The organism is Streptosporangium becharense (assembly GCF_014204985.1).
GTDB lineage: Bacteria > Actinomycetota > Actinomycetes > Streptosporangiales > Streptosporangiaceae > Streptosporangium > Streptosporangium becharense.
The window spans coordinates 4,458,673-4,480,019 of record NZ_JACHMP010000001.1 but is presented as its reverse complement, the minus strand read 5'-3'; the positions used below and the strand labels follow the sequence as shown (position 1 = coordinate 4,480,019).

19 protein-coding genes are annotated in these 21,347 nt (G+C 71.2%); 9 read left to right on the top strand and 10 right to left on the bottom strand.

What is annotated here, in order from left to right:
- Window positions 1–390: 390 nt before the first annotated feature.
- From F4562_RS19845 to F4562_RS19835, 3 genes are all read right to left on the bottom strand, one after another.
- Complete coding sequence (locus F4562_RS19845) at window positions 391–1,491, bottom strand: LacI family DNA-binding transcriptional regulator (protein ID WP_184547142.1); 1,101 nt, start codon at window positions 1,489–1,491, stop codon at window positions 391–393.
- A gap of 12 nt (window positions 1,492–1,503) precedes the next feature.
- Entirely contained in the window at window positions 1,504–2,415 is a 912-nt protein-coding gene (locus F4562_RS19840; protein ID WP_184547144.1) for a PfkB family carbohydrate kinase, read from the bottom strand.
- A 178-nt stretch (window positions 2,416–2,593) separates the two neighbouring features.
- Window positions 2,594–3,595: an SIS domain-containing protein gene (locus F4562_RS19835; protein WP_184547146.1), complete on the bottom strand. Its 1,002-nt coding sequence runs from the start codon at window positions 3,593–3,595 to the stop codon at window positions 2,594–2,596.
- A gap of 337 nt (window positions 3,596–3,932) precedes the next feature.
- On the opposite strand from F4562_RS19835, the gene F4562_RS19830 reads away from it, so the two are divergent.
- Genes F4562_RS19830 through F4562_RS19815 form a run of 4 tightly spaced genes read left to right on the top strand, consistent with a single transcriptional unit; the run spans window position 3,933 to window position 7,909 of the window.
- Complete coding sequence (locus tag F4562_RS19830) at window positions 3,933–5,267, top strand: ABC transporter substrate-binding protein (protein WP_184547148.1); 1,335 nt, start codon at window positions 3,933–3,935, stop codon at window positions 5,265–5,267.
- 26 nt (window positions 5,268–5,293) lie between these two features.
- Complete coding sequence (locus F4562_RS19825) at window positions 5,294–6,181, top strand: carbohydrate ABC transporter permease (protein ID WP_311734252.1); 888 nt, start codon at window positions 5,294–5,296, stop codon at window positions 6,179–6,181.
- A complete protein-coding gene (locus F4562_RS19820) occupies window positions 6,175–7,011 on the top strand; it encodes a carbohydrate ABC transporter permease (RefSeq protein ID WP_184547150.1) in 837 nt (278 codons plus the stop codon). The genes F4562_RS19825 and F4562_RS19820 overlap by 7 nt, the downstream gene beginning before the upstream one ends.
- 31 nt (window positions 7,012–7,042) lie before the next feature.
- Complete coding sequence (locus F4562_RS19815; protein WP_221207797.1) at window positions 7,043–7,909, top strand: sugar phosphate isomerase/epimerase family protein; 867 nt, start codon at window positions 7,043–7,045, stop codon at window positions 7,907–7,909.
- A gap of 102 nt (window positions 7,910–8,011) precedes the next feature.
- On the opposite strand, the gene F4562_RS19810 is transcribed toward F4562_RS19815, so the two are convergent.
- The 4 genes from F4562_RS19810 to F4562_RS19795 form a co-directional block, all read right to left on the bottom strand.
- Window positions 8,012–9,058 carry a YihY/virulence factor BrkB family protein gene (locus F4562_RS19810; protein WP_184547152.1) on the bottom strand — a complete coding sequence of 349 codons (1,047 nt, stop codon included), beginning with the start codon at window positions 9,056–9,058 and terminating at the stop codon, window positions 8,012–8,014.
- 356 nt (window positions 9,059–9,414) lie between these two features.
- Window positions 9,415–10,125 (bottom strand): DUF3618 domain-containing protein, encoded by a 711-nt coding sequence (locus F4562_RS35910; RefSeq protein ID WP_184547154.1) that lies wholly within the window; start codon window positions 10,123–10,125, stop codon window positions 9,415–9,417.
- The gene (locus F4562_RS19800; protein WP_184547156.1) at window positions 10,101–10,502 is read right to left on the bottom strand and encodes a phage holin family protein; all 402 of its coding nucleotides are present in this window, start codon (window positions 10,500–10,502) and stop codon (window positions 10,101–10,103) included. Before F4562_RS19800 ends, F4562_RS35910 begins: the two co-directional genes overlap by 25 nt.
- Window positions 10,499–11,278: a hypothetical protein gene (locus F4562_RS19795; RefSeq protein WP_184547158.1), complete on the bottom strand. Its 780-nt coding sequence runs from the start codon at window positions 11,276–11,278 to the stop codon at window positions 10,499–10,501. The genes F4562_RS19800 and F4562_RS19795 overlap by 4 nt, the downstream gene beginning before the upstream one ends.
- A 455-nt stretch (window positions 11,279–11,733) precedes the next feature.
- Here F4562_RS19795 and F4562_RS19790 point away from each other — a divergent pair, with 455 nt between their 5' ends.
- Window positions 11,734–12,321 (top strand): hemerythrin domain-containing protein, encoded by a 588-nt coding sequence (locus tag F4562_RS19790; protein WP_184547160.1) that lies wholly within the window; start codon window positions 11,734–11,736, stop codon window positions 12,319–12,321.
- Between the two features lie 178 nt (window positions 12,322–12,499).
- On the opposite strand, the gene F4562_RS19785 is transcribed toward F4562_RS19790, so the two are convergent.
- Complete coding sequence (locus F4562_RS19785) at window positions 12,500–13,081, bottom strand: GNAT family N-acetyltransferase (RefSeq protein ID WP_184547162.1); 582 nt, start codon at window positions 13,079–13,081, stop codon at window positions 12,500–12,502.
- A gap of 240 nt (window positions 13,082–13,321) precedes the next feature.
- On the opposite strand from F4562_RS19785, the gene F4562_RS36680 reads away from it, so the two are divergent.
- Window positions 13,322–13,549: a CDGSH iron-sulfur domain-containing protein gene (locus tag F4562_RS36680; RefSeq protein ID WP_184547164.1), complete on the top strand. Its 228-nt coding sequence runs from the start codon at window positions 13,322–13,324 to the stop codon at window positions 13,547–13,549.
- 1,048 nt (window positions 13,550–14,597) lie between these two features.
- Here F4562_RS36680 and F4562_RS19770 read toward each other — a convergent pair.
- Window positions 14,598–16,022, bottom strand: coding sequence for an iron-containing redox enzyme family protein (locus F4562_RS19770; protein WP_376770940.1), 1,425 nt, complete (start codon window positions 16,020–16,022; stop codon window positions 14,598–14,600).
- A 176-nt stretch (window positions 16,023–16,198) separates the two neighbouring features.
- Window positions 16,199–17,047, bottom strand: coding sequence for a hypothetical protein (locus tag F4562_RS19760; protein WP_184547166.1), 849 nt, complete (start codon window positions 17,045–17,047; stop codon window positions 16,199–16,201).
- A gap of 139 nt (window positions 17,048–17,186) precedes the next feature.
- On the opposite strand from F4562_RS19760, the gene F4562_RS19755 reads away from it, so the two are divergent.
- From F4562_RS19755 to F4562_RS19745, 3 genes are all read left to right on the top strand, one after another.
- Window positions 17,187–19,214, top strand: a complete 2,028-nt coding sequence (locus F4562_RS19755; RefSeq protein ID WP_184547168.1) for a GAF domain-containing sensor histidine kinase — start codon at window positions 17,187–17,189, stop codon at window positions 19,212–19,214.
- Window positions 19,211–19,858, top strand: a complete 648-nt coding sequence (locus tag F4562_RS19750; RefSeq protein WP_184547170.1) for a response regulator — start codon at window positions 19,211–19,213, stop codon at window positions 19,856–19,858. Before F4562_RS19755 ends, F4562_RS19750 begins: the two co-directional genes overlap by 4 nt.
- Before the next feature lie 363 nt (window positions 19,859–20,221).
- Window positions 20,222–21,322 carry a sugar ABC transporter substrate-binding protein gene (locus F4562_RS19745; protein WP_184547366.1) on the top strand — a complete coding sequence of 367 codons (1,101 nt, stop codon included), beginning with the start codon at window positions 20,222–20,224 and terminating at the stop codon, window positions 21,320–21,322.
- Window positions 21,323–21,347: the final 25 nt, after the last annotated feature.

Sequence of the window (21,347 nt, the reverse complement as noted above, 5' to 3'; positions counted from 1 at the left end):
GTCACCCGCTGTTCGAGATGCCCGCTGCCCACCGCCCCGACCGGTCCTTCGGTAAGCCACCGGCCGCTCGGGAAGCGATCAACCCGCCGGGAAGCGATCAACCCTCCGAGAAACGATCAGCCCTCAAGAAACGGCCTACGTTCAAGAAACGGCCGACGCCCAGGAAACCGGCCGACGCTCAGGAAACGATCGGCCCCCGGGAAACGGCCGGCACCTCGGTGAGAACCAGCCCCTCGGGAAACGATCCTCCCTCGGAAGACCGCCCCTCGAAACACGCCCCCCTCAGAACACGACCCCCGGGAAGACGCCCTCTCAGAACACTCCCCCTCAGAAGACACCCCTCACAACACGACCCCGTCCCCGCCCCTCAGGAGAAAGACAGCCGCCCGCTCAGGGGAGCGCCGGGGCGGCGACCGAGGAGCGGACGATGAGGCGTGAGTGCAGCGTGTGCATCTCGCGGCGGGGTTCGGCGCCGTCCAGGATGTCGAGCAGCACCTCAGCGGCCTTCGCGCCGAGCTGGTGCACGGGTTGTTCGATCATGGTCAGCGGCGGTTCCATGACCGCGGCCCAGGCGCTGTCGTCGAAGCCGATCAGTGCGACGTCGCGCGGGTAGGAGAGCCCGGCGGCGCGCAGGGCCCGCAGGGCGCCCGTCACCGCCTCGGTCTCGGTGCAGAACACCGCGGTGATCCGGTCGGGGAGGGCGAGCATGCGGGCGACCTCCTGGGTCGCCCGTCCCTCGGTCTTGCGTCCGACCATCACCAGCTGGGGGTCGAAGGGGATGCGCGCGTCGTCGAGCGCGTCGAGGTAGCCGCGCAGTCGTTCCCCGTCGGTCCACAGGTTGCGGGACGCCTCGGCGAGGAGTTCGCGCCGGGTCGCGGGTGCCTCGGCTGCGGGCGGCCCCCATATGAATCCGATGCGGCGGTGACCGGCGGAGATGAGCATCTCGACGGCTGCCCGCGCCGCGTCGCGGTTGTCGATGACGACCGAGTCGAGGTCGAGCGAGGCGACCGCGCGGTCGACGAGGACGACGGGGATGCCGCGGTCCATCGCGGCCCTGATGTGCGCGACCTCGCTGCGGCGGACCGCGGCGGAGGCGATGATGACGCCGTCGACGCGCTTGTCGATGAGCACGTTCGTCGCGGCGATCTCCTGGCTGAGGTCCTCGTACGTGCTCAGCACGATCGTGTCGAAGCCCCGTGCCCGGGAGGTGTCGGAGATCCCGCGCATCACCCCGGCGAAGAAGGGGTTGCCGATGTCGGCGACGATCACGCCGAGGGTGTGGCTCACGCCCGTGGACATGCTGCGCGCGAGCGCGTTGGCGCGGTAGCCGAGTTTCTCGGCCGCCGCGAGCACCCGTTCCCGGAGCTCGGGGCTGACGTACCCATACCCGCCGAGCGTGCGGGCCGCGGTCGCGCGGCCGACGCCGGCCTCGGCGGCCACCTCGGAGATCGTCGGCGGTCCCGTCGCCTGACCCCGGTCAGCAGCTGGCATGGGACGTGTTCCTCATTTCTGGCTTTCGGCGGCTGGCGACATGCTAGCCATCACCGCTTGCCCGGTGGGCTTGCCGTAGCCGAATGCGCCTTCGACGAAGCACTGCTCGTAGGCGGCGTCCGCGCCGTCGCGCAGCGCACGTTCGATCATGTCATGCCCCGGTGCGGCGGTGGTCGACCAGCCGGCGCGCAGCAGGGAGACCTCGAATCCGGCAAGGAAGGCGTCGCCGCAGCCCATCGTGTCGACGATCTGTCCCGGGTCGGCCACGCGGCGCGCCGGCGCGCTGACGGTGACGCGGCCGTCGTGGGCGATGGCCCCGTCCATGCCGCGGGTGCCGAGTGCGAGGCGGGCGCCGCGTCGTACGACGTCGGCCAGGAGATCGCGGGTGCCGGCCTCGTCGAGGTGGGAGCAGGACAGCAGCACCAGGTCGACGTGCGGGCAGACGCGGTCGAGGTAGTCGGGGGTGCGGTAGTCGTCCTCGCTCGACAGGTCGAAGCTGACCAGCGTGCCGCGTCCGGCGAGCTTCGGCAGTTCGCTCTCGCTGCCGGAGTACACGCTTGAGTGCACGAGGTCGAAGGAGGTCACGTAGTCGAGCAGGTCGTCGTCGAGCACCAGCGGTTCCCGCACCGTGACGCCGCCGCCGTTCCAGCCGAGGAAGATCCGGTCGCCGTCGTCGACGCGCAGGGTGGAGATTCCGCTCTCGCCGGCCCGTACGACACAGCGGTCGACGGCGAGCCCCTGGGCCGCGATCGCCTCGGCCAGGAAGCGTCCGAGGTCGTCGTCGCCGAAGACTCCCAGGTAGCCGGCTTCGAGGCCGAGCCGGTGGGCGTACACGGCGACGTTCACGCTGTTGCCGCCCGGGTAGTCGACGCCGCGGTCGACGAACCGGTCGACGATGTTGTCGCCGAAGCCGAGGACTCTCATAAGGGTTCTCCTGTGCGCGGGCCGCGGTGTGCGGCCCGGGAGGGAACGCGTACGCCGGCGGCGACCGGGGTACGCGGGCGGTGGGTTGTGGCGGGTGCGAGGGGGTGCCGGGGAGGGCCGCCGGGGGCCGCACGCGGGGTGCCCCCGCCCGGGTGGTCGTCCGGGCGGGGGCGGGTGCTCAGTAGTCCATGACGCGGTAGTAGCGGCGCAGGTCGAGTGAGTGGTCGCGGACCCGCTCCAGGTGCTTGCTGACGCGGCCCATGACGGTGTCGAGGACGAGCGGCGCGAGCAGGCCGCGGAACTCCGGGCTGATCCCGTCGAGCGGGTAGTCGCGGGTGTCGAAGACGGTGACGTCCTTGGAGATGCGCTTGGCGAAGGACTCGACGCGGTCGGTGAGAGCGCGGGTCTCGTCCTCACCCTGGAAGATGATGACGCTCGTGTTCTCCTCGAGCAGTTCCAGGGAGCCGTGGAAGAACTCGGCGCTGTGCACCCGGGTGGTGCGCAGCCACTGCATCTCCTCGAGGATGCACATGGAGTACAGGTAGGTGAAGCCCCACAGGTTCCCGCCGCCGACGAGGAAGTGGTAGTCGGTGTCCTTGTGCGCCTCGGCGAAGTCGGAGGCGGCGGAGTCGGCCTGCTTGGCCACCTCCAGGAGGACCTGCGGGATGTTCGCGAGCTCGTCGGCGAGCTTCTCGTAGCCGTCGAACTCGCCGCGGCGCGAGAGCAGCCGGCCGATGAAGAGCAGCATCTGCTGGTCGAAGGGCCAGGCCTTCGGCTCGGAGATGAGGGCGATGTCGACGTTCTGCGCGATGGGCGACTCGGGGTAGCCGGTGAAGCCGATCGTGTAGACGCCCTTGGCCTTGCAGTACTCGATGGCGCGGAGGCTGTCGTCGGTGGTGCCCGAGACCGAGGTGAAGATCGCGACCGAGCGCTCACCGAGGGAGGCGTCACCCGAGACGATGAGTTCGGCGGCGATGACGGAGCGTACGCTGAGGGTGGAGCTACGCCGGGCGAGGTGCTCGTACGGCCACATCTGGGCGTAGGTTCCGCCGGCGCCGACAAGGAAGAGGTTGTCGAACCCCTCGTCCACCAGACGGTCGACCAGTTCCTCGATCTGGGGGCGAAGCGCCACCGTGCTCGCGAGCTGCGAGAGGAATTCGGGCTCGTTGAAGCCGAGCATCATCGTGTCCTTTCGGGAGTGCGTGGGGTCGGCGTCGCTCCGTGGCTTATGGCGACTGATACCGGTATCACGCTGGAGTCACGCTGGCACAGTAGGCGGTCAGCGTCAACCGCGCAAGCACCCTCGATGATGAACTACTGTCTGACCAGGCATTACATGTCACGTAACAGCATCAAACATCATCGCAAAAAAAGATCTTGTTTCTAGACCTGGTACCGGTATCAGAACGTCTGTACAGTCAGCCCACACCAAACGGTTCGTGACGGAGACACCACACGGCGGATCCGAGGTGCCACGGCACCGGCGGTCCCCTCTCCCCCCGAGAGAAAGGAAGGCCATGCGCCCTCGCGCACTGACGACGTTCGCGGCACTCGTCGGGACCTCTGTCCTCACCCTCAGCGCCTGCGGTGGAGGGGGAGGCGGAGGCGGGACGGCCGGCGCCCCCGCGGCCGACGTCGCCGCCGCCCCGGAGTTCTCCGGCACCCTGAGCATCCTCACCAAGTTCGCCGGTGACCCCCTGGAGCCCTACTTCAAGGACCTCGCCGCGGCGTACCAGAAGCAGCATCCCGAGGTGAAGATCGAGCTCATCCAGGAGACCGACCAGAGCATCAAGGACAAGACCAAGACGCTCACCGCCTCGGACGCCCTGCCCGACATCTTCTTCACCTGGACCGGCAACTGGGCCGAGAACTTCGTGCGCGGTGGCCGTGCGGCCGACCTCAGCAAGGTGATCGGCCCCGACACCGAGTGGGGCAAGACCTTCAGCAAGGCGTCGCTGTCCGCCTTCGCCTTCGGCGGCAAGTACTACGGCATCCCGCTGTACAACAACGGCAAGTTCATGGGCTACAACACGACCGCCTTCGAGAAGGCCGGTGTCAAGGTGCCCACCAGCTTCGAGGAGCTCATCAGCAGTTGCACGCCGCTGCGCAAGGCCGGCTACGAGCCCATCGCCTTCGGCAACAAGGACGGCTGGCCCGCCCTGCACTACATGCAGCAGCTCTTCGCCTACTCCGTGCCGAGCGACGTCTTCCGCGCCGACTTCAACCCCGAGACGGCCAAGCTCGACCACCCCGGCTACGTCAACGCGCTCAAGCAGTTCAAGACCCTCGTCACCGAGTGCACCGACACCCGCGACGGCACCAACGGCGTGCTCTACACCTCGGCGCAGGAGGCGTTCTCCAACGGCAAGGCCGCGATGTACTACCAGGAGGTCCTGGAGTTCGACTCGGTGACCGGTGAGAAGAAGCTCCCGGTCGAGGAGTTCGGCATCTTCCCGCTGCCGGTGCCCCAGGGCGCCGCGGGCAACCCGAAGACGATCGAGGGCGCCCCCGAGGGCTACTTCGTCAACGCCAAGTCGCCGCGCGCGGCGCTCGCCGTCGACTTCATGAAGTTCGTCACGAACGCCGAGAACGCCAAGACGCTCTCCTCTCCCCCGTACGGCCAGCCCAGCACGGTCATCGGCGCCGTCACGGAGGAGACGTCCAGCAAGCCCGTGTTCAAGGGCATCGAGGCCGTCAACCAGGCTCCTGAGCTGGTCAGCTGGCTCGACATGGTGACGGTGCCCGAGGTGTCCGACGCCTGGCTCGCCGGCGGTGAGGGGCTCATCAGCGGTGGCATGACTCCGGAGAAGGTCCTCGAAAGCGTGCGCGAGGCATCGAACTCCGCCAAGTAGCCCCCATCCGAAAGGAGAGCGTGCCGGTGCGCGCCGTCTTTCAAAGGGCACTCGGGCTCGCGTGGGTCATCCCCGCCCTCGCGCTGGTCGGGGTGTTCGTCTACCTGCCGCTCGTGCAGAACTTCGGGTTCAGCGCGCTCGAGTGGGACATCTACAGCGGCGAGCAGGAGTTCGTCGGACTGAAGAACTACACCAAGCTGCTCGACGACCCGATCTTCTGGACGTCGTTCGGCAACAACCTGCTGTACGCGGTCATCTCGATCGTGTTCCAGGTGTTCGGCGCGCTCCTGCTCGCCGCGCTCATCGAGAGCATCAGCAGCGATCGGTGGCGGCGCAACCTCCGGGCGATCTACTTCCTCCCCTCGGCGATCTCGCTGACCGTCGCGGGCCTGCTCTTCTACTTCATCTACGAACCCAACCTGGGCCCGCTGAACCACGCGCTCAAGGCGGTGGGGCTCGGGGAGTTCACCCAGGCGTGGCTGGGCCAGGAGAGCACCGCGATGTCGGCGATCATCGCGATGAGCCAGTGGCAGGGCTTCGGGTACTCCACCCTGCTGTTCGCCGTCGCGATCCAGCGCATCCCGTCGGAGATCTACGGTGCCGCCGCCCTCGACGGCACCGGGCCGATCCGCCGCTTCTTCCACGTGACGCTCCCGCTGGTGCGTGAGATGACCGGGTTGATGATGATGGTCACCATCTCCGGCGCGTTCCAGGTGTTCAACGAGGTCATGGTGATGACCAGCGGCGGCCCCAACAACTCGACCCAGGTGCTGGGGACGTGGCTGTACCGCAGCGGTTTCGTGCGCAACAACTTCGGTTACGCCGCCGCGATCGCCACCGTGCTCTTCGTGATCACGCTCGGCATCGCGCTGGCGCAGATGTGGGTCACCCGCAGGAGAAGGGTGGAATGGTGAAACGCCTGAACTTCATGGGCGTGATCGCACGCGTGTTCATGTGGTCCTTCCTCCTCGGCCTCGCGGTGATCGTGCTCTACCCGCTGCTGTGGATGGCGCTCAACGGTTTCAAGACCAACGCCGAGCTCTTCGGCAACCCCTTCGCCCTCCCCGTCGACTGGAGCTTCGAGAACTACCAGAAGGCGTGGAACCGCGGGGTGAGCGACTACCTCACCACCAGCGTGCTCGTCACGGTGACCTCGACGATCGCCACCGTGTTCATCAGCGCTTGGGCCGCGTACGGCCTCACCCGAGTGGAGATCCCGTTCGGCAAGACGGTCACCGCGCTGATCCTCGGCGGGCTCATGCTCACCCCGACCGTGGCGCTCGTCCCCCTGGTGAAGATGTTCCAGGCGATGGGCCTGTACAACACCTTCTGGGCGTTGCTCATCCTCTACACCGCGTTCCGGGTGCCCTTCACCACCTTCCTCATCCGCGCCTACATGGTCGACCTCCCGCACGAGGTCGACGAGGCCGCCAAGATGGACGGCGCCAGCCGCTGGACGACCTTCTGGCGGATCATCCTGCCCATGTGCAAGCCGATCATCACCTCGACGGTCATGCTGCAGATCCTCTTCGCCTGGAACGAGTACCTCTTCGCGATGGTCTTCACCAGCGGCAGCGGAGTGCAGACCCTCCCGGTGGGCCTGACGAGCCTGATGAGCAAGCACGGCACCGACTACCCCGTCGTCTTCGCCGGCATGGTCATCGCCGCCATCCCGGTGGTACTGCTGTTCATCTTCGGCCAGCGCTACATCGTCAAGGGGCTCGCCGACGGGGTGGGCAAGTGACCGTGGCGCACCGCCTACGACAGGAGGCCCGATGACGACAGGAGGCCTGATGCCCCTCTCCGACCGGCAGATCACCGGCGCGAACTTCGCCTACCAGCATCTGCCGTTCGAGCGGTTCCTCGACGACGCCGCCGACCTCGGCCGCGAGCGGGTGGAGCTGTGGGGCATCGCGCCGCAGTTCCACCTCCCGCAGCTGAGCGACGCCGAGGCCCGCGCGGTCCGCCGCCGTGTCGAGTCACGCGGCCTCACGGTGCACTGCCTCACCCCCGAGCAGGTGATGTACCCGGTCAACGTGGCCTCCCCCGACACCCGGCTGCGCGCGGCGAGCATCGCCCTCTTCCGCCGCGCGGCCGAACTGTGCGCGGAGCTCGGGGCGGAGCTGCTGCTGCTCACTCCGGGCCGCGGCTTCGAGGACGAGCCGGTGGAGGCCGGGTGGCGCCGCTCGGCCGACGCGCTCGGCGAGATCGCCGCCTACGCAGGCGCTCTCGGGGTGACGTGCGTGGTCGAGCCGTTGCAGCGACTGGAGTCGAACCTCGTCAACGACTCCCGCACGCTCGCCAGGATGCTCGACGAGATCGGCGCGCCGAACCTGGGTGCCGTGCTCGACACCGTGGGCATGGCCGTGGCCGGGGAGAGCGTCGACGACTACTTCGACGCGCTCGGCGACCGCGTCCGCCACGTGCACCTGATCGACGGCCGGCCCGCCGGACACCTGGCCTGGGGTGACGGCGAGTTGCCGCTGGCGGACTACCTGGCCGCCCTGGACCGCCGCGGCTACCAGGGGTGCATGACCTTCGAGCTCTTCGGTGACGGGAGCTACGCCCTCGACCCCCGGCCGGTGGTGGAGCGCTGCCTGGCCGCCGTCCGGGACGCGCTCCCGACCACCGGACGGTCCTGAGCCGGACGGTCCCGAGCCGGACGCTCCGGCCGCCGGACGGTCCTGAGCCGGATGCCCCGGCCCGAAGTCCCCTCGAACTCGAAGAGGACCCGGGCCGGAGGGTCACAGCCCGGCCCGGCGGGCCTCCTGCTCGTCGAACTTCCGGGTGTCGCGGGGCTCGACGTAGGGTTCCACGTCCTCGGGATGCCCCTTCTCGATGGCGCGTTCGCGGGCCAGCTCGGCGTCGAACTCCACCCCGAGCAGCACGGCGACGTTGGAGATCCACAGCCAGACGAGGAAGACGATGACGCCGGCGAGGGCCGCGTAGGTCTTGCTGTAGGAACTGAAGTTGGCGACGTAGAACCCGAACGCGGCCGAGGCCAGGATCCAGAGCACCACGGCGAGAGCGCTGCCCGGGGTGAGCCAGCGGAACCCGGGATGCTCGACGTTGGGCGAAGCCCAGTAGAGCAGGGCGAGCACGAGCATCACGGCGACCACCAGGACCGGCCACTTGACGATGCCCCAGACGGTCACCGCGGTCTGGCCGACGCCGAGGAGCCGCCCGGCCTGCTCGGCGAGGCCGCCGGTGAAGACGACCGCGACCGCTCCGGCCGCGGTCAGGATCACCAGGACGGTCGTGATGGCCAGACGCAGCGGCAGGGTCTTCCAGATGGGCCTGCCCTCGGGCATCTCGTACATGACGTTGGCGGCCCGGATGAAGGCCCCCACGTATCCCGAGGCCGACCAGAGCGCGACGGCGATGCTCATGACGGCGGCCAGGCCGGCCGCGCGCTGGCTGCTCTGCAACGTCTGGAGCACGGTCTCGACGGTCTGCCTGGCGGGCCCGGGGGCCAGTGCTCCCAGGTTGTCGACGAGCGGCTGGGTGGCCGATCTGCCGAACAGCCCGAGCAGCGAGACCACGGCCAGCAGCGCCGGAAAGATCGACAGCACCGCGTAGTAGGTGAGAGCTGCGGCCCAGTCGGTGAGGTTGTCCTGCTGGAACTCCTTGACGGTGCGTTTGAGCACACCCCACCACGACCGCTTGGGCAGTTCGGCCGGGCTCTCCGGTTCGGTCCCGTCCGCCGGTCCGCCCCGGGAACGGTCCACTCGCGGCGGGCGGCCGGGGTCGGCGGCGTGGTCTGCGGGACGTTCGACGTCGTGACGTGACATGGGAACACCGTCTTCGTTCTGGGGGCCGCCGCCCCGCCGGACGGGGCGGGGCGGCGGGGCACGGCCTGCTGTGAGAGGTCACACGCGCCGGGCACGTACGGGTCGAGCCCGGCCGGGGGGCGAAAGGACCGCGTGCGGATCGGGCCCGACCGGAGTGCGAAAGGACCGTATGCGGACCGGGCCCGACCGGAGCACGAAAGGACCATATGCGGACCGGGCCCGACCGGAGCACGAAAGGACCGCGTGCGGACCGGACCGGCCGGACCGTGCGAGAAAGCGCTCCCGCCGGGCCCGGCCGGTCCGGGCCCGGCGGGAGCGACCGGCACGGCCCTCCCTGGCCCGCGGTCGCCTCCGCGCTAGCGGCCGGGGTTGGTGGAACGGGTCTGGTCGGCCACGCGCTGGGCCTGGTCGCGGGCCTCGTTCCCGGTGACCTGTGCGGCCTCGGTCGCGGTCTCCTTGACCTGCTGGGCGGCCTGCTGGGTCGCCTCCTTGGCCTCCTGCCCCAGCTCCTGGGCCGTCTCCCGCACCGCTTCCTTGACCGGCTGGATCACGCCCTCGGCCTGCTCCATGAGCTGGCCGGCGGCGCGCTCCTCCGCCTCGGTCCTCGGGATGAGGGTCGCGGCCAGGAGCCCGGCGCCGAACGCGATCACGCCGGCCGCCAGCGGGTTGCCCTGTGTGCTCCGCATCGCCTGCTCCGGTGCCCGCTGGACGGCCTCGGCGGCCTGCTGGGCGCCGTGCTTGACGGTGCCCGCGGTGTCGACCGCGACGTCGCGGACCGTACCCGCGGTGTCCGCGGCGACGTCACGGACGGTGCCCGCGGTGTCGGCGGCGACGTGGCGGACGGTACCCGCGGCGTACGACGCCTGCTGGCCCACTCGGTGTGCGGCGTACGACGGGGTTCCCATCACCCGTTCGCGAACCGAGCGCACCGCGTTGCGCATCCTGTTGGTCCGGCGCTGCACGATCCTCCTCGGGCTCGTCCGGTCGGCGAGTCGTTCCACGTCCGCGGCCAGCTCGGCCCGGGTGGCGTTGATCTCAGCCCTTATTTCGTCAGGTCCCGCGCCCATCGCGCATCCTCCTTCAGGGTTTCGACGGTCCGTTCCGGCTTGGGCGTCACCTCGCGCCACTTGGCGCGTCCGGAGCTGTAGAGCACCGCTCCGACCACCGCCCAGACGGCGGCGACGATGAGCGCCGCCCAGGCCAGGTCCATGACGTTGCCCAGGCCGAACATGACGGCCAGCGTCACCAGCAGGGCGACCATGTACCCGGCGAATCCCGCTCCGCCGAACAGCCCGGCCGCCTTGCCGGCCTTCCCGGCCTCCTCGCGCATCTCCGCCTTCGCCAGTTCGAGTTCCTGGCGCATCAGCCTGGAGAGGTCCTCCCCGATCTCGCCGACGAGCTGTCCCAGTGACGGCTCCTGGTGATCGGCGCTCGGGTAGCTCATCGGAAGTCACCGCCCGGGTCCCGCGGCGTCGCGGGCCTGGTCGGGTCGGCGTACGGCGACTGGGGCGGGTACGTCTCCTGTGCCGGGTACGTCCCGGACGGCGTGCGGTACGGGTCGGTCGGGGTGCCGTAGGGCTCGGCGGGCGGCGTGCCGTACGGGTCCGTCCCGTAGGCGCCGGTTCCGTACTGGCCGGTCGCGTACGGGTCCGCCGTGGGCGTCCCGTACGGGGCGGCCTGCGGCGGAACGCCGGGGACGGCCCCGTACCGCTCCGTGCCCGTGGTGCCGGAACCGCCGGACGCGGCACCCCCGGAGGCCTTGGCGAGCCTGCCGACGAGGAAGCCCGCCGCGACGGCACCGGCCAGGAACGCTCCAGGGCGGCGGCGCGCGAAGTTCTGGACCTCCTCCACCACGCCGGCGAGGCCGTGGTGCTCCAGGTAGTCGGCGGCGCGGCGTCCGCTGTCGGCGACCTGCTGCACCACCCCGGACACCGGGGAGTCGGGCTTGGCGCCTTCGCCCATCGAGGCCAGTTCGTCGGCCCACTGACGGATGCCCTGGGCGGCGCGGCGGCTCTGCTGCTGCGTCTGCTCGGTGACGCGGTCGCGAAGCTGGCCGACCACCTGACGGGCCTGCTCCTTGGCCTCACCGGCCACGGCCTGCGTCTGCCCCTTGGCGGTCTGCGCCACCTCTCCGGCGGCGGATTTTGCCTGCTGGGCGGCGCTCTGAGGCTGCCCGCCCTGCCCGGGGCGCTCCCCCACCCCGTTCGAAAACTCAGTCATCGATGCCTCCAGAGGTCGTGCATCTTCGGTTGGGGCGCCGCTACCCCGGGTGTACGGCTCCACTCCCCAAAGTGTCGAAAAGCCGACAAAAAGATCTACCTTCCGCGACCTTTTTGCCGCTCTGAGCTGGGGCTCGGCGCCACCGGTAAATTTTCAATGTCCGGGCACCCGGACGAGACGACGGCCTCCGATCACGGAAGACCAGGTCAGGCGGCATCACCCCAGGTGAACCGCCATTTCCCGCCGCCGGTTCGCGGTCACCGCGGGAAGGCCCGGGAATACGGGATTTCCATGGTGTGCCGCCCCGTCGACGTTCCTGCCGAAAACGCTTCCCGACCTGGGGGGCGGCCCTTTACCGCGCTGTTCTCCGGCGCCTTCCCGCGTTTTCGCTCCGGGTTTCGATCGACAGGCGCGGGTAGCAACGCCCAGGACGGAGAAGAGTCGGAGGAGGACCCATGAGCGACCGCCAGACCGTGCCCGAGCTGATGGACGACACCGACGTCGTCGATCTGCTGCTGCGGCAGCACGCGCTGATCAGGGATCTGTTCGACGAGGTCGAGGAGGCGCCTGCGGCGGATCGCGGGGAGGCGTTCCAGCGGCTGGTGCGGATGCTGGCCGTCCACGAGACGGCGGAGGAGGAGATCGTGCACCCCTACGCCCGCCGCAAGCTGGACGGCGGCGACTCGGTGGTGGACGACCGCCTGGCCGAGGAGAACGAGGCCAAGCAGCTCCTGATGCAGATGGACAAGGCCGGCCCCGGCGCCCCTCAGTTCATGACGAACCTGGCGATGCTGCGGGCGGCCGTGCTCGCGCACGCGAGGTCGGAGGAGCGCTACGAGTTCACCCAGCTGCGTGCCCAGACCAGCGAGGCCGAACGGCGTGCCATGGCGGCCGGGGTGAAGGCGGCCGAGGCCATGGCGCCCACCCACCCGCATCCGGGGACGGAGTCGGCGACGAAGAACCTGCTACTGGGCACCCCGATCGCCATCATGGACCGAGCCCGCGACGTGATCCGGCAGGCCATGGGCAAGGAACACGGCTGAGGGAACACCGGGCGGCGCGGGGCCGCGCTCCGGCGGAGTGCGGCCCCGCGCCGCCCGGTGTTCATGCCGGTCCGGTGTTCGTGCCGGTCCAGTGTTCGCGGCGGCCCGGCGTTCGGCGGTCCGGCGTTCGCGGCGGCCCGGCGTTCATGCCGGTCCGGTGCTCATGCCGACCCCGCGTTCATGCCGGCCCGGCTCCTCCGTCCGTACGAGGCCCCACCGGGACCTCGAAGATCAGCTCCAGGCCGTCTTCCTCGTCCCACTGCTCACCGACTTCGACGAAGCCGAAACCGGCGATCGTGGCCAGGGACGCCGCGTTGCCGGGACTGATCGACGCCCGCACGGTCCTCACCGCGGGCTCGGCCCCGGCCCGGCGCAGCATCTCGGCCAGGATGGCCCGGCCGTACCCCCTGCGACGGAACTCGGGGGCGACCCAGTAGCCGACCTCCACCATGCCCGCCCCGTCGGGCGGCCCGTGGAATCCGGCGTAACCGATGACGACGCCTTCGCACCCGGTGACCGCCTGCGGCGCGATCCACCGTTCGTGACCGGGGTCGTCGGCCATCTGGCCGGACCGGAGCCGCCAGAGCCACTGTGACTCGTCGTCCAGGAAGTACTCGGGCAGGGCGACCCCGGCCACCTCGCCGGCCGTGCGCAGGTCATCGTCGAGCAGGGCGGCCAGGGCGGTGCCGGGCAGCGCGGCGAAGCTCACGCGCTTCGGGCCGTCGGCAGGCCGCGTCCCACGGCCGGTTTCGTCGGTCATCCTGCGGATGGTCGCAGAGTGCCCGGTGGGCGTCCAACGGATTTCCCGCCGCGCTTCCCTCGTCCCGTCGTCGCCAGCCTCCGCCGGTCGGGAGTGCGGGAAGGGCGGGGAAACGCGGGAAGCGCGGGAAACAGTGCCGGGTTTCCGGAAACGGTGGGGCCGCTCCGCACTTCCCAAGCGGGTGACCTCCCGGTGCCCCGGGTGGCGTTTCCCCTCCACCACCCAGGGCACTTGTCAGAAATGTCAGACAAAGAGGGTATTTCGGTCACGGTGACGACCTGTGAGGACGGGCCGCTCCTGCTGCGGGGGCCCTTCACCCTGCTCGCCCAGGACGGTCAGGCCATCGACCCCGGCCGGGCGACCGTGGCGCTGTGCCGCTGCGGCCGGTCCTCCACCAAGCCGTTCTGCGACGGGTCTCACAAGGCCACGGGCTTCCGGGCACCGGGTGGGCCCGAGCGCTCCGCCTGACGGCTCCCCGCCCCGGCCCGGACGGAGGCCGCGCACCGGGTGTGCCGCCGTCCGCAGCCGCCGTCCCGCGTACGGGACCCCGCCGCGGACGAACCGGGCGGCCAGGGCGAGCCAGCTGCAGACGGCCCGCTCCAGGATCCACACCGGAGCGAACAGCGAGACCGTCCAGGGGAACACCCGGCGTCCCCCCGCCCGGCGACGGCCGACCTCGGCCAGGCCGACCGCGAGCCCCGCGCCGGCCAGCACGACCCGGTGGCGCCGACGCAGGAGCGCGGCGGCCAGGGAGGGCAGCACCGCGAGGAAGGCGGCCATCCGCACGGGTTGCGCCAGGTCGTCGTACGCCTGGCGGACCCGCTGGGACCAGAACCTGCCGGGTTCGGGCGGCAGGCGGCGGACGTACAGGTCGAGCGGGCGGCGTTCGCGTCCGCCGTGGGCACGCACCGTGCGGATGAGCTCCAGGTTCTCGAACAGCACGTCGCCGTCGTAACCGCCCATCTCCCGAAAGGTCGAGTTCCGCACTCCGAACGTGCCCGGGTAGTCGGCCCCCAGGCTCCGGTTGAGGAGGGTCCGGGCGGAGTCCCAGCGGGCGTGCCAGGGCAGCGGATCGAAGTAGTTCTGTGGCCGGACGAGATCGGCCCCGTCCAGCAGCGCCGCGACCGCGGCCAGCTCCGCCTCACCGTAGCGGACGTCGTCGTCGGCGATGATCACTCGTTCGGCGCGGGCCAGGCGCATACCGGTGATCACTCCGGACACCTTGCCGTTGGCGAAAGGCAGGCCCGGGTCGGGACGCACATGGTGGAGGAACCCACCCCACGTCCGCGCATGCCGGTCGAAGATCTCCGGTGGCGAGCCGTCGACCACGATGATCCGCGCATTCCGGGAGAGCCGGAGGAGGTAGGCGGTCAGCTCCTCCAGGCCGGTGTCGTCGTCCCAGCGCAACGGCAGCACGTAATCGAGGTCCATCATGGTCTCACCGCCCGTCGAGGGGTCCGTCGTCGCTTCCTCACCGGCCGGGCCGCCGCGGCGTCGCCCCGGCCGGGGTTCGCCGTCATCGGCCGGGGCCCGACGTCACTTCACCGCCGCCGTGCTCCCGCAGCGACGTGGCACCCCGCCGCCAGCACGCCAGGACGTGCGTGGCGAAGAGCCGGTCGAGCGCCAGCGCGCAGGCCGCCCCGTACAGGACGTCGCCCGCCAGCTCCGGGTGCGCCGCCGCGAACCCGCCGCACATGTCGTGGGCGGCGATCTGCTCGTGGACGGCATCGGCCTGCACGTGCTCGTCGTAGAAGCTGCACGCCGCCTCGTCCCCGCCCAGCCGTCGCAGGCCCCGGCCGTAACGGCGGTTGGGCAGCGAGGAGGTCATCTCGAACGCCGCGAGGTGGCCCAGCAGCGCTCCCCGGTGGCGCCGGTGGAGCCCGAACAGCGACATGGTGTTCGAGATGGCCAGGGTGACCGCGGGAACCCGGTCGAGGTAGGCGCCGTAGGAGTCGTCCAGACCCAGCCGGCGCATGGTGACCCGGAAGAGCTCCGCGTGCATCCGCTCGGCGCGTCCGCCGCCGTACTCGTCCGTCTGGATCTCCACCAGGGCCGCCTTGGCCTGACCGCGCAGCCGGGGGATCGCCCAGGTGTGCGGGTCGGCCTCCTTGAGGTGGTAGATCGACCGGTGCACGACGAACTCGCGGAACTGCTCCAGATCCGCCTCCCGTTGCAGGTAGGCCGAGAGGGCGGGCCCGTCGTCCGCGGCCACCAGCTCGGTCAGCGCGCGGCGCATCCACGCGGCCGGCCCGGCGGACGGAACCGGGACGGCGGACGACTTCGGCGCGGTGGACGGCTTCGGCCCGGCGGACGGGACCGGCGCGACGGGCGGCTTCGGCGCGGTGGACCGCGGTACGGCGGACAGCTCCGGCCCGGCGGACGGACGCGGTACGGCCCGCGCGAGCCCCTCCTCGAACCGCGCCTCCAGGATGCCGCGCGTCTCCAGCAGGGACGGGTTCCACTCCCACCGCTCGTCGACCCCGTCGAACCCCTGATAGTGCAGCTCGTAGCAGGCGAACAGCGCGAGCTGGAGATCCTCGTCGAGGAGGGGGGCGGGATCTGCGGCGGGTGGGACGTCCACCGCGGCGGCACCGTTCACCGGACGGGCGGGGCCGGGGAGCGGGGGCGGGTCGAACCGGTGCGGCGGACGCGCCAGCCGGTCGAAGAGCCAGGCGGTGATCGGTCCCCTGGCCCGCGGCAGCGGCCTCCCGGCCCCGGCGAGCGCAGACCCGGTGGACGGCGGCGTGACGGCTGCGGGCCCGGCGGACGGGGACGCGGTGGATGCAGACCCGGCGGACGGCGGTGTGACGATTGCGGGCTCGGTGGGCGAAAGGCCGGTGGACGACGGTCCGACATGGCCGCCGGCCGTGCCGCCGCGGACACCCGCGCCGCCTCTCGTCGCGGAACGGGTGCTCCGGATGCCCGTGTGACCGTCGGTCACGCCGCCCCGGGTATCGGCACCGCCCCGTCCTTGAGTGAAAGCCTGTGACGTGCGCGCCATGCCCACCCCCCGTTCCGTGACCGGCAGAGGTGCGATGCCCGTGACATTCCTCTCGAAACACCACCAAAGTCACTTAAAGCGTCCGGGGGGACCGGTGAGGCTCCGCACGGAGACCGTCACCGGCCGGAGGACGGGGCCCGACGGCTGCCGGACGGGTCCTGGTTACGGCCGGACGGGGCCGGGTCCCGCCCGTACCGGTGCAGGGCGAAAGCCAGGGCCGCCATCGTGAGGCCGAACCCGATCCCGCCCGTGTAGCTGCCGTGCGAGTGCAGTGGCACCCGCCACGACAGGACCACTCCGATGAGGGCGGCCAGCACCTGCGACAGCGCGATCAGCACGCCGGTCCAGGCGGGCAGCACGCCGGCGTGGACCGTGACGGCGCCGAACACCACCAGGCCCAGGAGGAACAGCCCCGGGCCGCCGGGGAAGGCGACCGCCTCCATCGAAGCGTTCCCGAGGACCGCACCCAGGGTGCCGACGACGCTGACCACCATGCCGACCATTATGGTGACCAGCCCGACGACGGCGACCCTTCCGGTCCGGTGCCGTTGCAGGCGGTGGATGCCGACCAGGAGGACGGCGTACATCGTCCAGGGCACCAGGATGAGGGCGTCCCGGTAGTTCTGCGGCGGCGGGCCGGCGAACGACTCGGCGGCGAGCGCGGCCCAGCCCACGGCTCCGATGACCGCGGTGACGACGAGGGAGGTGACCGCCTGCCCCGCCGGGGCCCCGCCGCCCGACGCACCGCCGTCCAGCCCTCCGCCGTCCAGCGCACCACCGCCCGACCCACCACCGCCCGACCCACCACCGTCCAGCGCACCACCGCCCAGCCCCCCGCCACCCGGCGCACCATCGGGCCGAGTCCGGCGGGTCCGCTGCCCGCCCGAGGTCCGGTGCGTGCGAGCCGGGGTCCCGCCCGCCCCCTCCGGGGCTTCACCATCCCCGGACGGGATTCTCTCCGTCATGTCCGGTCTCCTCTCATGCCGGTGTCCGTCGTCCCAGGGTCGGGCCGGGGATGGGCGGGCCGCATGAGGCACCCGTCCCCTCACGATCGGGACTTTCCGTCCCATGACGCCGGGACCGGGAGGTGGCACCATTCGATCCATGCACCCGGATAGACCGGATGGAACCGCCTGGCCGGCATGGTCGGGGCCCGTGGTGGCGACCGCGCTGCTCGTGCTCGTCGCCGGTTCGCTCGCCGTCGAACCGCGTCTCCAGGAACTGGGGGTCGCCGGCTTCGTGGAGCGTTTCGACGCGTTCCGCGCCGTGGGAACCCTCGCCTTCGGTCTGCCGGGCACGCTGGTCGTGACGGAACGGCCCGGGACACGGGTCGGCTGGATGATGTTGGGCATCGGCACCGTCCAGGGTGTCTCGCTGGCGTTCGGCGCGTACGGGTTGCTCGGCGTCAACGACCCCGCCCTCGGCCTTCCGCTGGCCGACGAGCTGATGTGGCTGTCGAACTGGATGTGGGCACCCGCCTACATGACGGTGCCGACGCTGTTGCTGCTGTTGTTCCCCGACGGCACCCTGCCCTCGCGACGGTGGCGGCCGGCGGCGGCGCTGGCGGCGGCGGCGATCGGTTCCGCCACCGTGGGGTGGGCGTCGCTGCCGGTGGCGCAGGTGGACGTGGCGGGGTTGTTCCCGCCCGGGTACGTCGGCGTGGTGCCGGTGCTGTCGTGGCTGGCGGCACCCGCGATGGCGGCGGGACTGGTCTGCGGGTTCGGGGCCGCCGTCGCCGCGGTCGCCTCCCTGGTCCACCGCCAACGCGGGGCCTCCGGCGTGGTGCGCAGGCAGTCGCAGTGGGTGCTGGCGGCCGGGCTGGTCACCGTGGTCATGCTGGGTGTGGCGATCGCGGACCTCCCCGGGGGCCGGATCCTGATCACGCTGGCTCCGGTGCCGCTGCCGGCGGCGGTCACCGTGGCCGTGGTCTTCCACCGCCTCTGGGACATCGACGCCCTGCTGGCCCGCACCCTCACCCTGACCGCGCTGACGGCGACCCTGTTCGCCGCCTACGCGGGCGGCGTGCTGGCGCTCGGGCGGCTGTTCGACGCGCCGGGCGGTGCGCCGCCGGCCGGGGTGGCGCTGGCGGCGGTGCTCGTGCAGCCGGCGTACGCGCGCATCCAGGCGCGGGTCAACCAGCTGGTGTTCGGCGACCGTGACGACCCGGTGGCCGCGCTCCGCCGCCTGGGCGACCGCCTCTCCGGGGCGGACGTGCCCGGGGAATCGCTCGGGCACGTCGCCGAGTCGGTGGGCCGCGCGCTCCGGGTGCGGCACGTGGCGGTCGAGGAGGGCGGCGGCGTGGTCGCGGAGTGGGGCCGGCCCGGGGGTCCCGCCGAGCGCGTCCCGCTCCACCACCGGGGCAGGTTGGTCGGCGCCCTGGTCGTGAGCGAGCCGCTGCGCCGCCGCGACCGGGCGGTCCTCGCCGAGCTGGCCCCCCACATCGCGGTGACCGTGCACGCGCACCGCCTCGCCGCCGACCTGGAGCAGTCGCACCAGCGTCTGCTCGCCGCCCGCGAGGAGGAGCGGAACCGGTTGCTGCACGAGCTGCACGACGGTGTGGGCCCGACGCTGGCGGCGCTGGCCTTCCAGGCCGACCGTGCCCGCCGCATGGTCACCGGGCACTCCCCGCAGGCGGAGGATCTGCTGGGAGAGCTGGCGGCCCGGATCAGGAAGACGGTCGTCGACGTGCGGGCCATCGTGTACGACCTGCGTCCGCCGCCGCTGGACGACCTGGGGCTGGCCGGTGCGCTGGCGGAGCTGGGACGCGGGTTCGCCGGTGACCTCGTCGTGGAGGTGGACGCGGCGGCCGACCTACCGCGGATGCCCGCCGTGGTGGAGCTGGCCGCGTACCGGATCGCGTCGGAGGCCCTGGCCAACGCGGCGCGGCACTCGGAGGCGTCGTACTGCGCGATCCGGCTGCGCGCAGACGGCGATCTGGAGCTGCGGGTGGACGACGACGGGGTGGGCGTGCCCGGCGGGACCTCCGGGCACGGCGGGCACGCCCGGGGTGTGGGGCTGCGTTCCATGCACCGCAGGGCCGTCGAGCTGGGTGGAACGTTCGACCTGGTCAGCGGGGAGGGTGGCGGAACGAGCGTGCTCGTGCGGCTGCCGTTGCGCGAGGCGGCCCGGTGACCCGGGTCGTGGTGGTGGAGGACCACCCGATGTTCGCCGAAGGTCTCATCGGCCTGCTCCAGGACCTGGACGGGGTCGAGGTCGTGGGGCACGCGACGACCGGGGAGGAGGCGATCGAACTGGTGGAGTCGGCGGCCCCCGACGTGGTCCTGATGGACCTGCACCTGCCGGGTCTCTCCGGCATCGAGGCGACCAGGGTCATCGGGGAACGCCGGCCCGGTGTGGCCGTGCTGGCGCTGACGATGCTGTCCGACGACGCGACGATCTTCGAGGTGATCCGGGCCGGAGCGCGCGGCTACCTGCTCAAGGAGGCCACCTCCGAGGAGATCTCCCGGTCTCTGGCCGCGGTCGCCGCGGGGCAGGTCGTCTTCGGCGGTGCCGCGGGCGGGCGGGTCCTGGCCGCGCTGTCGAACACCGCCGTCGAACCCCGGCCGCTTCCCGAGCTCACCGACCGGGAGACGGAGGTCCTCTCCCTGATCGCGGCCGGGCTGACCAACCACGCCGTCGCCGAGCGGCTTTTCCTGAGCGAGAAGACGGTGCGCAACCACGTGTCGAACATCTTCGCCAAGCTCGGCGTCGGCGACCGCGCCGCCGCCGTCGCCCGTGCCCGTGACGCCGGCCTCGGCGTCCGCCGCGGCCGATAGCGGGACGGCCGGGAACGGCAACGACCGGCAGCGAGACGGCGGACAACGCCACGACCGGCAGCGAGCCGGCCGCGAATACCGGCGAAGGGACGGCGGGGGACGTCGGCGGAGGGCCGACAGGCAGCGTCGGGAACGCCGTAGCCGGTGACGGGATGGCCGAGTCGTCCCCACAGGAGGTTCAAGCCCGTCCCAGCGGACCGGTCGCCACACCAAGTCCTCATCAAGATCATCATCATCGGGCATCGCGTTGTCCAGCGTTGGGTACGGCTGCCGCTAACGGGGGCGGACGACCGATTGCTGAGGTCACGTACCGGCCCCGGGGGATCTCGGGGGGGCACAGTGCATACACCGGTGGTTCGCTGGATGGCGGGTGCCGCCGCGGTCGGGATGGCGCTCGGGGCGGCGGCGTGCGGAACCGCCGAACAGGCGGGCGGGCCCGCGTCACCCGCCGCCACGGGCGGCGCGACCGGGAACGTCGCCGAGGGATTCAAGATCGGCCTACTGCTGCCCGAGGCGAAGACGGCCCGTTACGAGAAGTTCGACCGCCCCTACATCGAGCAGAACGTCTCCAAGTTCTGCCCCAACTGCGAGGTCGTCTACAACAACGCCAACCAGGATCCCAACCAGCAGCAACAGCAGGTCGACTCGATGCTCACCAACAACGTCAAGGTGATCATCCTGGACGCGGTGGACGCCAAGGCGATCGCCTCGTCGGTCTCCAAGGCCAAGCAGCAGGGGGTGAAGGTCATCGCCTACGACCGTCTGGCCGGTGGCCCGATCGACGCCTACACCTCCTTCGACAACATCCAGGTCGGCAAAATGCAGGGCGAGGCGCTGCTGAACGCGATCAGGGCGGGAGGCGACCCCAAGCGCGGGCCGATCGTGATGATCAACGGTTCGCCGACCGACCCGAACGCGGGCGACTTCAAGAAGGGCGCCCACTCGGTCCTCGACGGTCAGGTGACCATCGGCAAGGAGTACGACACCCCCGACTGGAGCCCGGACCAGGCCAACACCGAGGCGACCGGCGCGTTCACCGCGCTCGGCGCGGACAAGGTCATCGGGGTCTACGCGGCCAACGACGGCATGGCGGGCGGCATCGCCCGCGCCATGCAGAACGCGGGCGTCAAGAAGGGCACGCCGCTGACCGGCCAGGACGCCGAACTGGCGGCCATCCAGCGCATCCTGCTCGGCACCCAGACGATGACCATCTACAAGCCGATCAAGCCGGAGGCGGAGAACGCCGCCAGGATGGCCGTCGACATCGGCCTGGGCAAGCAGATCAGCGGCACCGGCACGGTGGACAACGGGTCGTCGTCCTCGATCCCCGCGCAGATCATCCAGCCGATCGTCGTCACCAAGGACAACATCAAGGACACCGTGGTCAAGGACGGCTTCTGGACGGTCGAGGAGATCTGCACGCCGGAGGTCCGCTCTGCCTGCCAGAGCGCCGGGATCTCCTAGCGGGACACGGGCGGGACACGAACGG

Coding starts and splice junctions, on each gene's coding strand:
- F4562_RS19845 (WP_184547142.1), bottom strand. CDS start 1,491: ATGCCAGCTGCTGACCGGGGTCAGGCGACGGGACCGCCGACGATCTCC.
- F4562_RS19840 (WP_184547144.1), bottom strand. CDS start 2,415: ATGAGAGTCCTCGGCTTCGGCGACAACATCGTCGACCGGTTCGTCGAC.
- F4562_RS19835 (WP_184547146.1), bottom strand. CDS start 3,595: ATGCTCGGCTTCAACGAGCCCGAATTCCTCTCGCAGCTCGCGAGCACG.
- F4562_RS19830 (WP_184547148.1), top strand. CDS start 3,933: ATGCGCCCTCGCGCACTGACGACGTTCGCGGCACTCGTCGGGACCTCT.
- F4562_RS19820 (WP_184547150.1), top strand. CDS start 6,175: ATGGTGAAACGCCTGAACTTCATGGGCGTGATCGCACGCGTGTTCATG.
- F4562_RS19815 (WP_221207797.1), top strand. CDS start 7,043: ATGACGACAGGAGGCCTGATGCCCCTCTCCGACCGGCAGATCACCGGC.
- F4562_RS19810 (WP_184547152.1), bottom strand. CDS start 9,058: ATGTCACGTCACGACGTCGAACGTCCCGCAGACCACGCCGCCGACCCC.
- F4562_RS35910 (WP_184547154.1), bottom strand. CDS start 10,125: ATGGGCGCGGGACCTGACGAAATAAGGGCTGAGATCAACGCCACCCGG.
- F4562_RS19800 (WP_184547156.1), bottom strand. CDS start 10,502: ATGAGCTACCCGAGCGCCGATCACCAGGAGCCGTCACTGGGACAGCTC.
- F4562_RS19795 (WP_184547158.1), bottom strand. CDS start 11,278: ATGACTGAGTTTTCGAACGGGGTGGGGGAGCGCCCCGGGCAGGGCGGG.
- F4562_RS19790 (WP_184547160.1), top strand. CDS start 11,734: ATGAGCGACCGCCAGACCGTGCCCGAGCTGATGGACGACACCGACGTC.
- F4562_RS19785 (WP_184547162.1), bottom strand. CDS start 13,081: ATGACCGACGAAACCGGCCGTGGGACGCGGCCTGCCGACGGCCCGAAG.
- F4562_RS36680 (WP_184547164.1), top strand. CDS start 13,322: ATGTCAGACAAAGAGGGTATTTCGGTCACGGTGACGACCTGTGAGGAC.
- F4562_RS19760 (WP_184547166.1), bottom strand. CDS start 17,047: ATGACGGAGAGAATCCCGTCCGGGGATGGTGAAGCCCCGGAGGGGGCG.
- F4562_RS19755 (WP_184547168.1), top strand. CDS start 17,187: ATGCACCCGGATAGACCGGATGGAACCGCCTGGCCGGCATGGTCGGGG.
- F4562_RS19745 (WP_184547366.1), top strand. CDS start 20,222: ATGGCGGGTGCCGCCGCGGTCGGGATGGCGCTCGGGGCGGCGGCGTGC.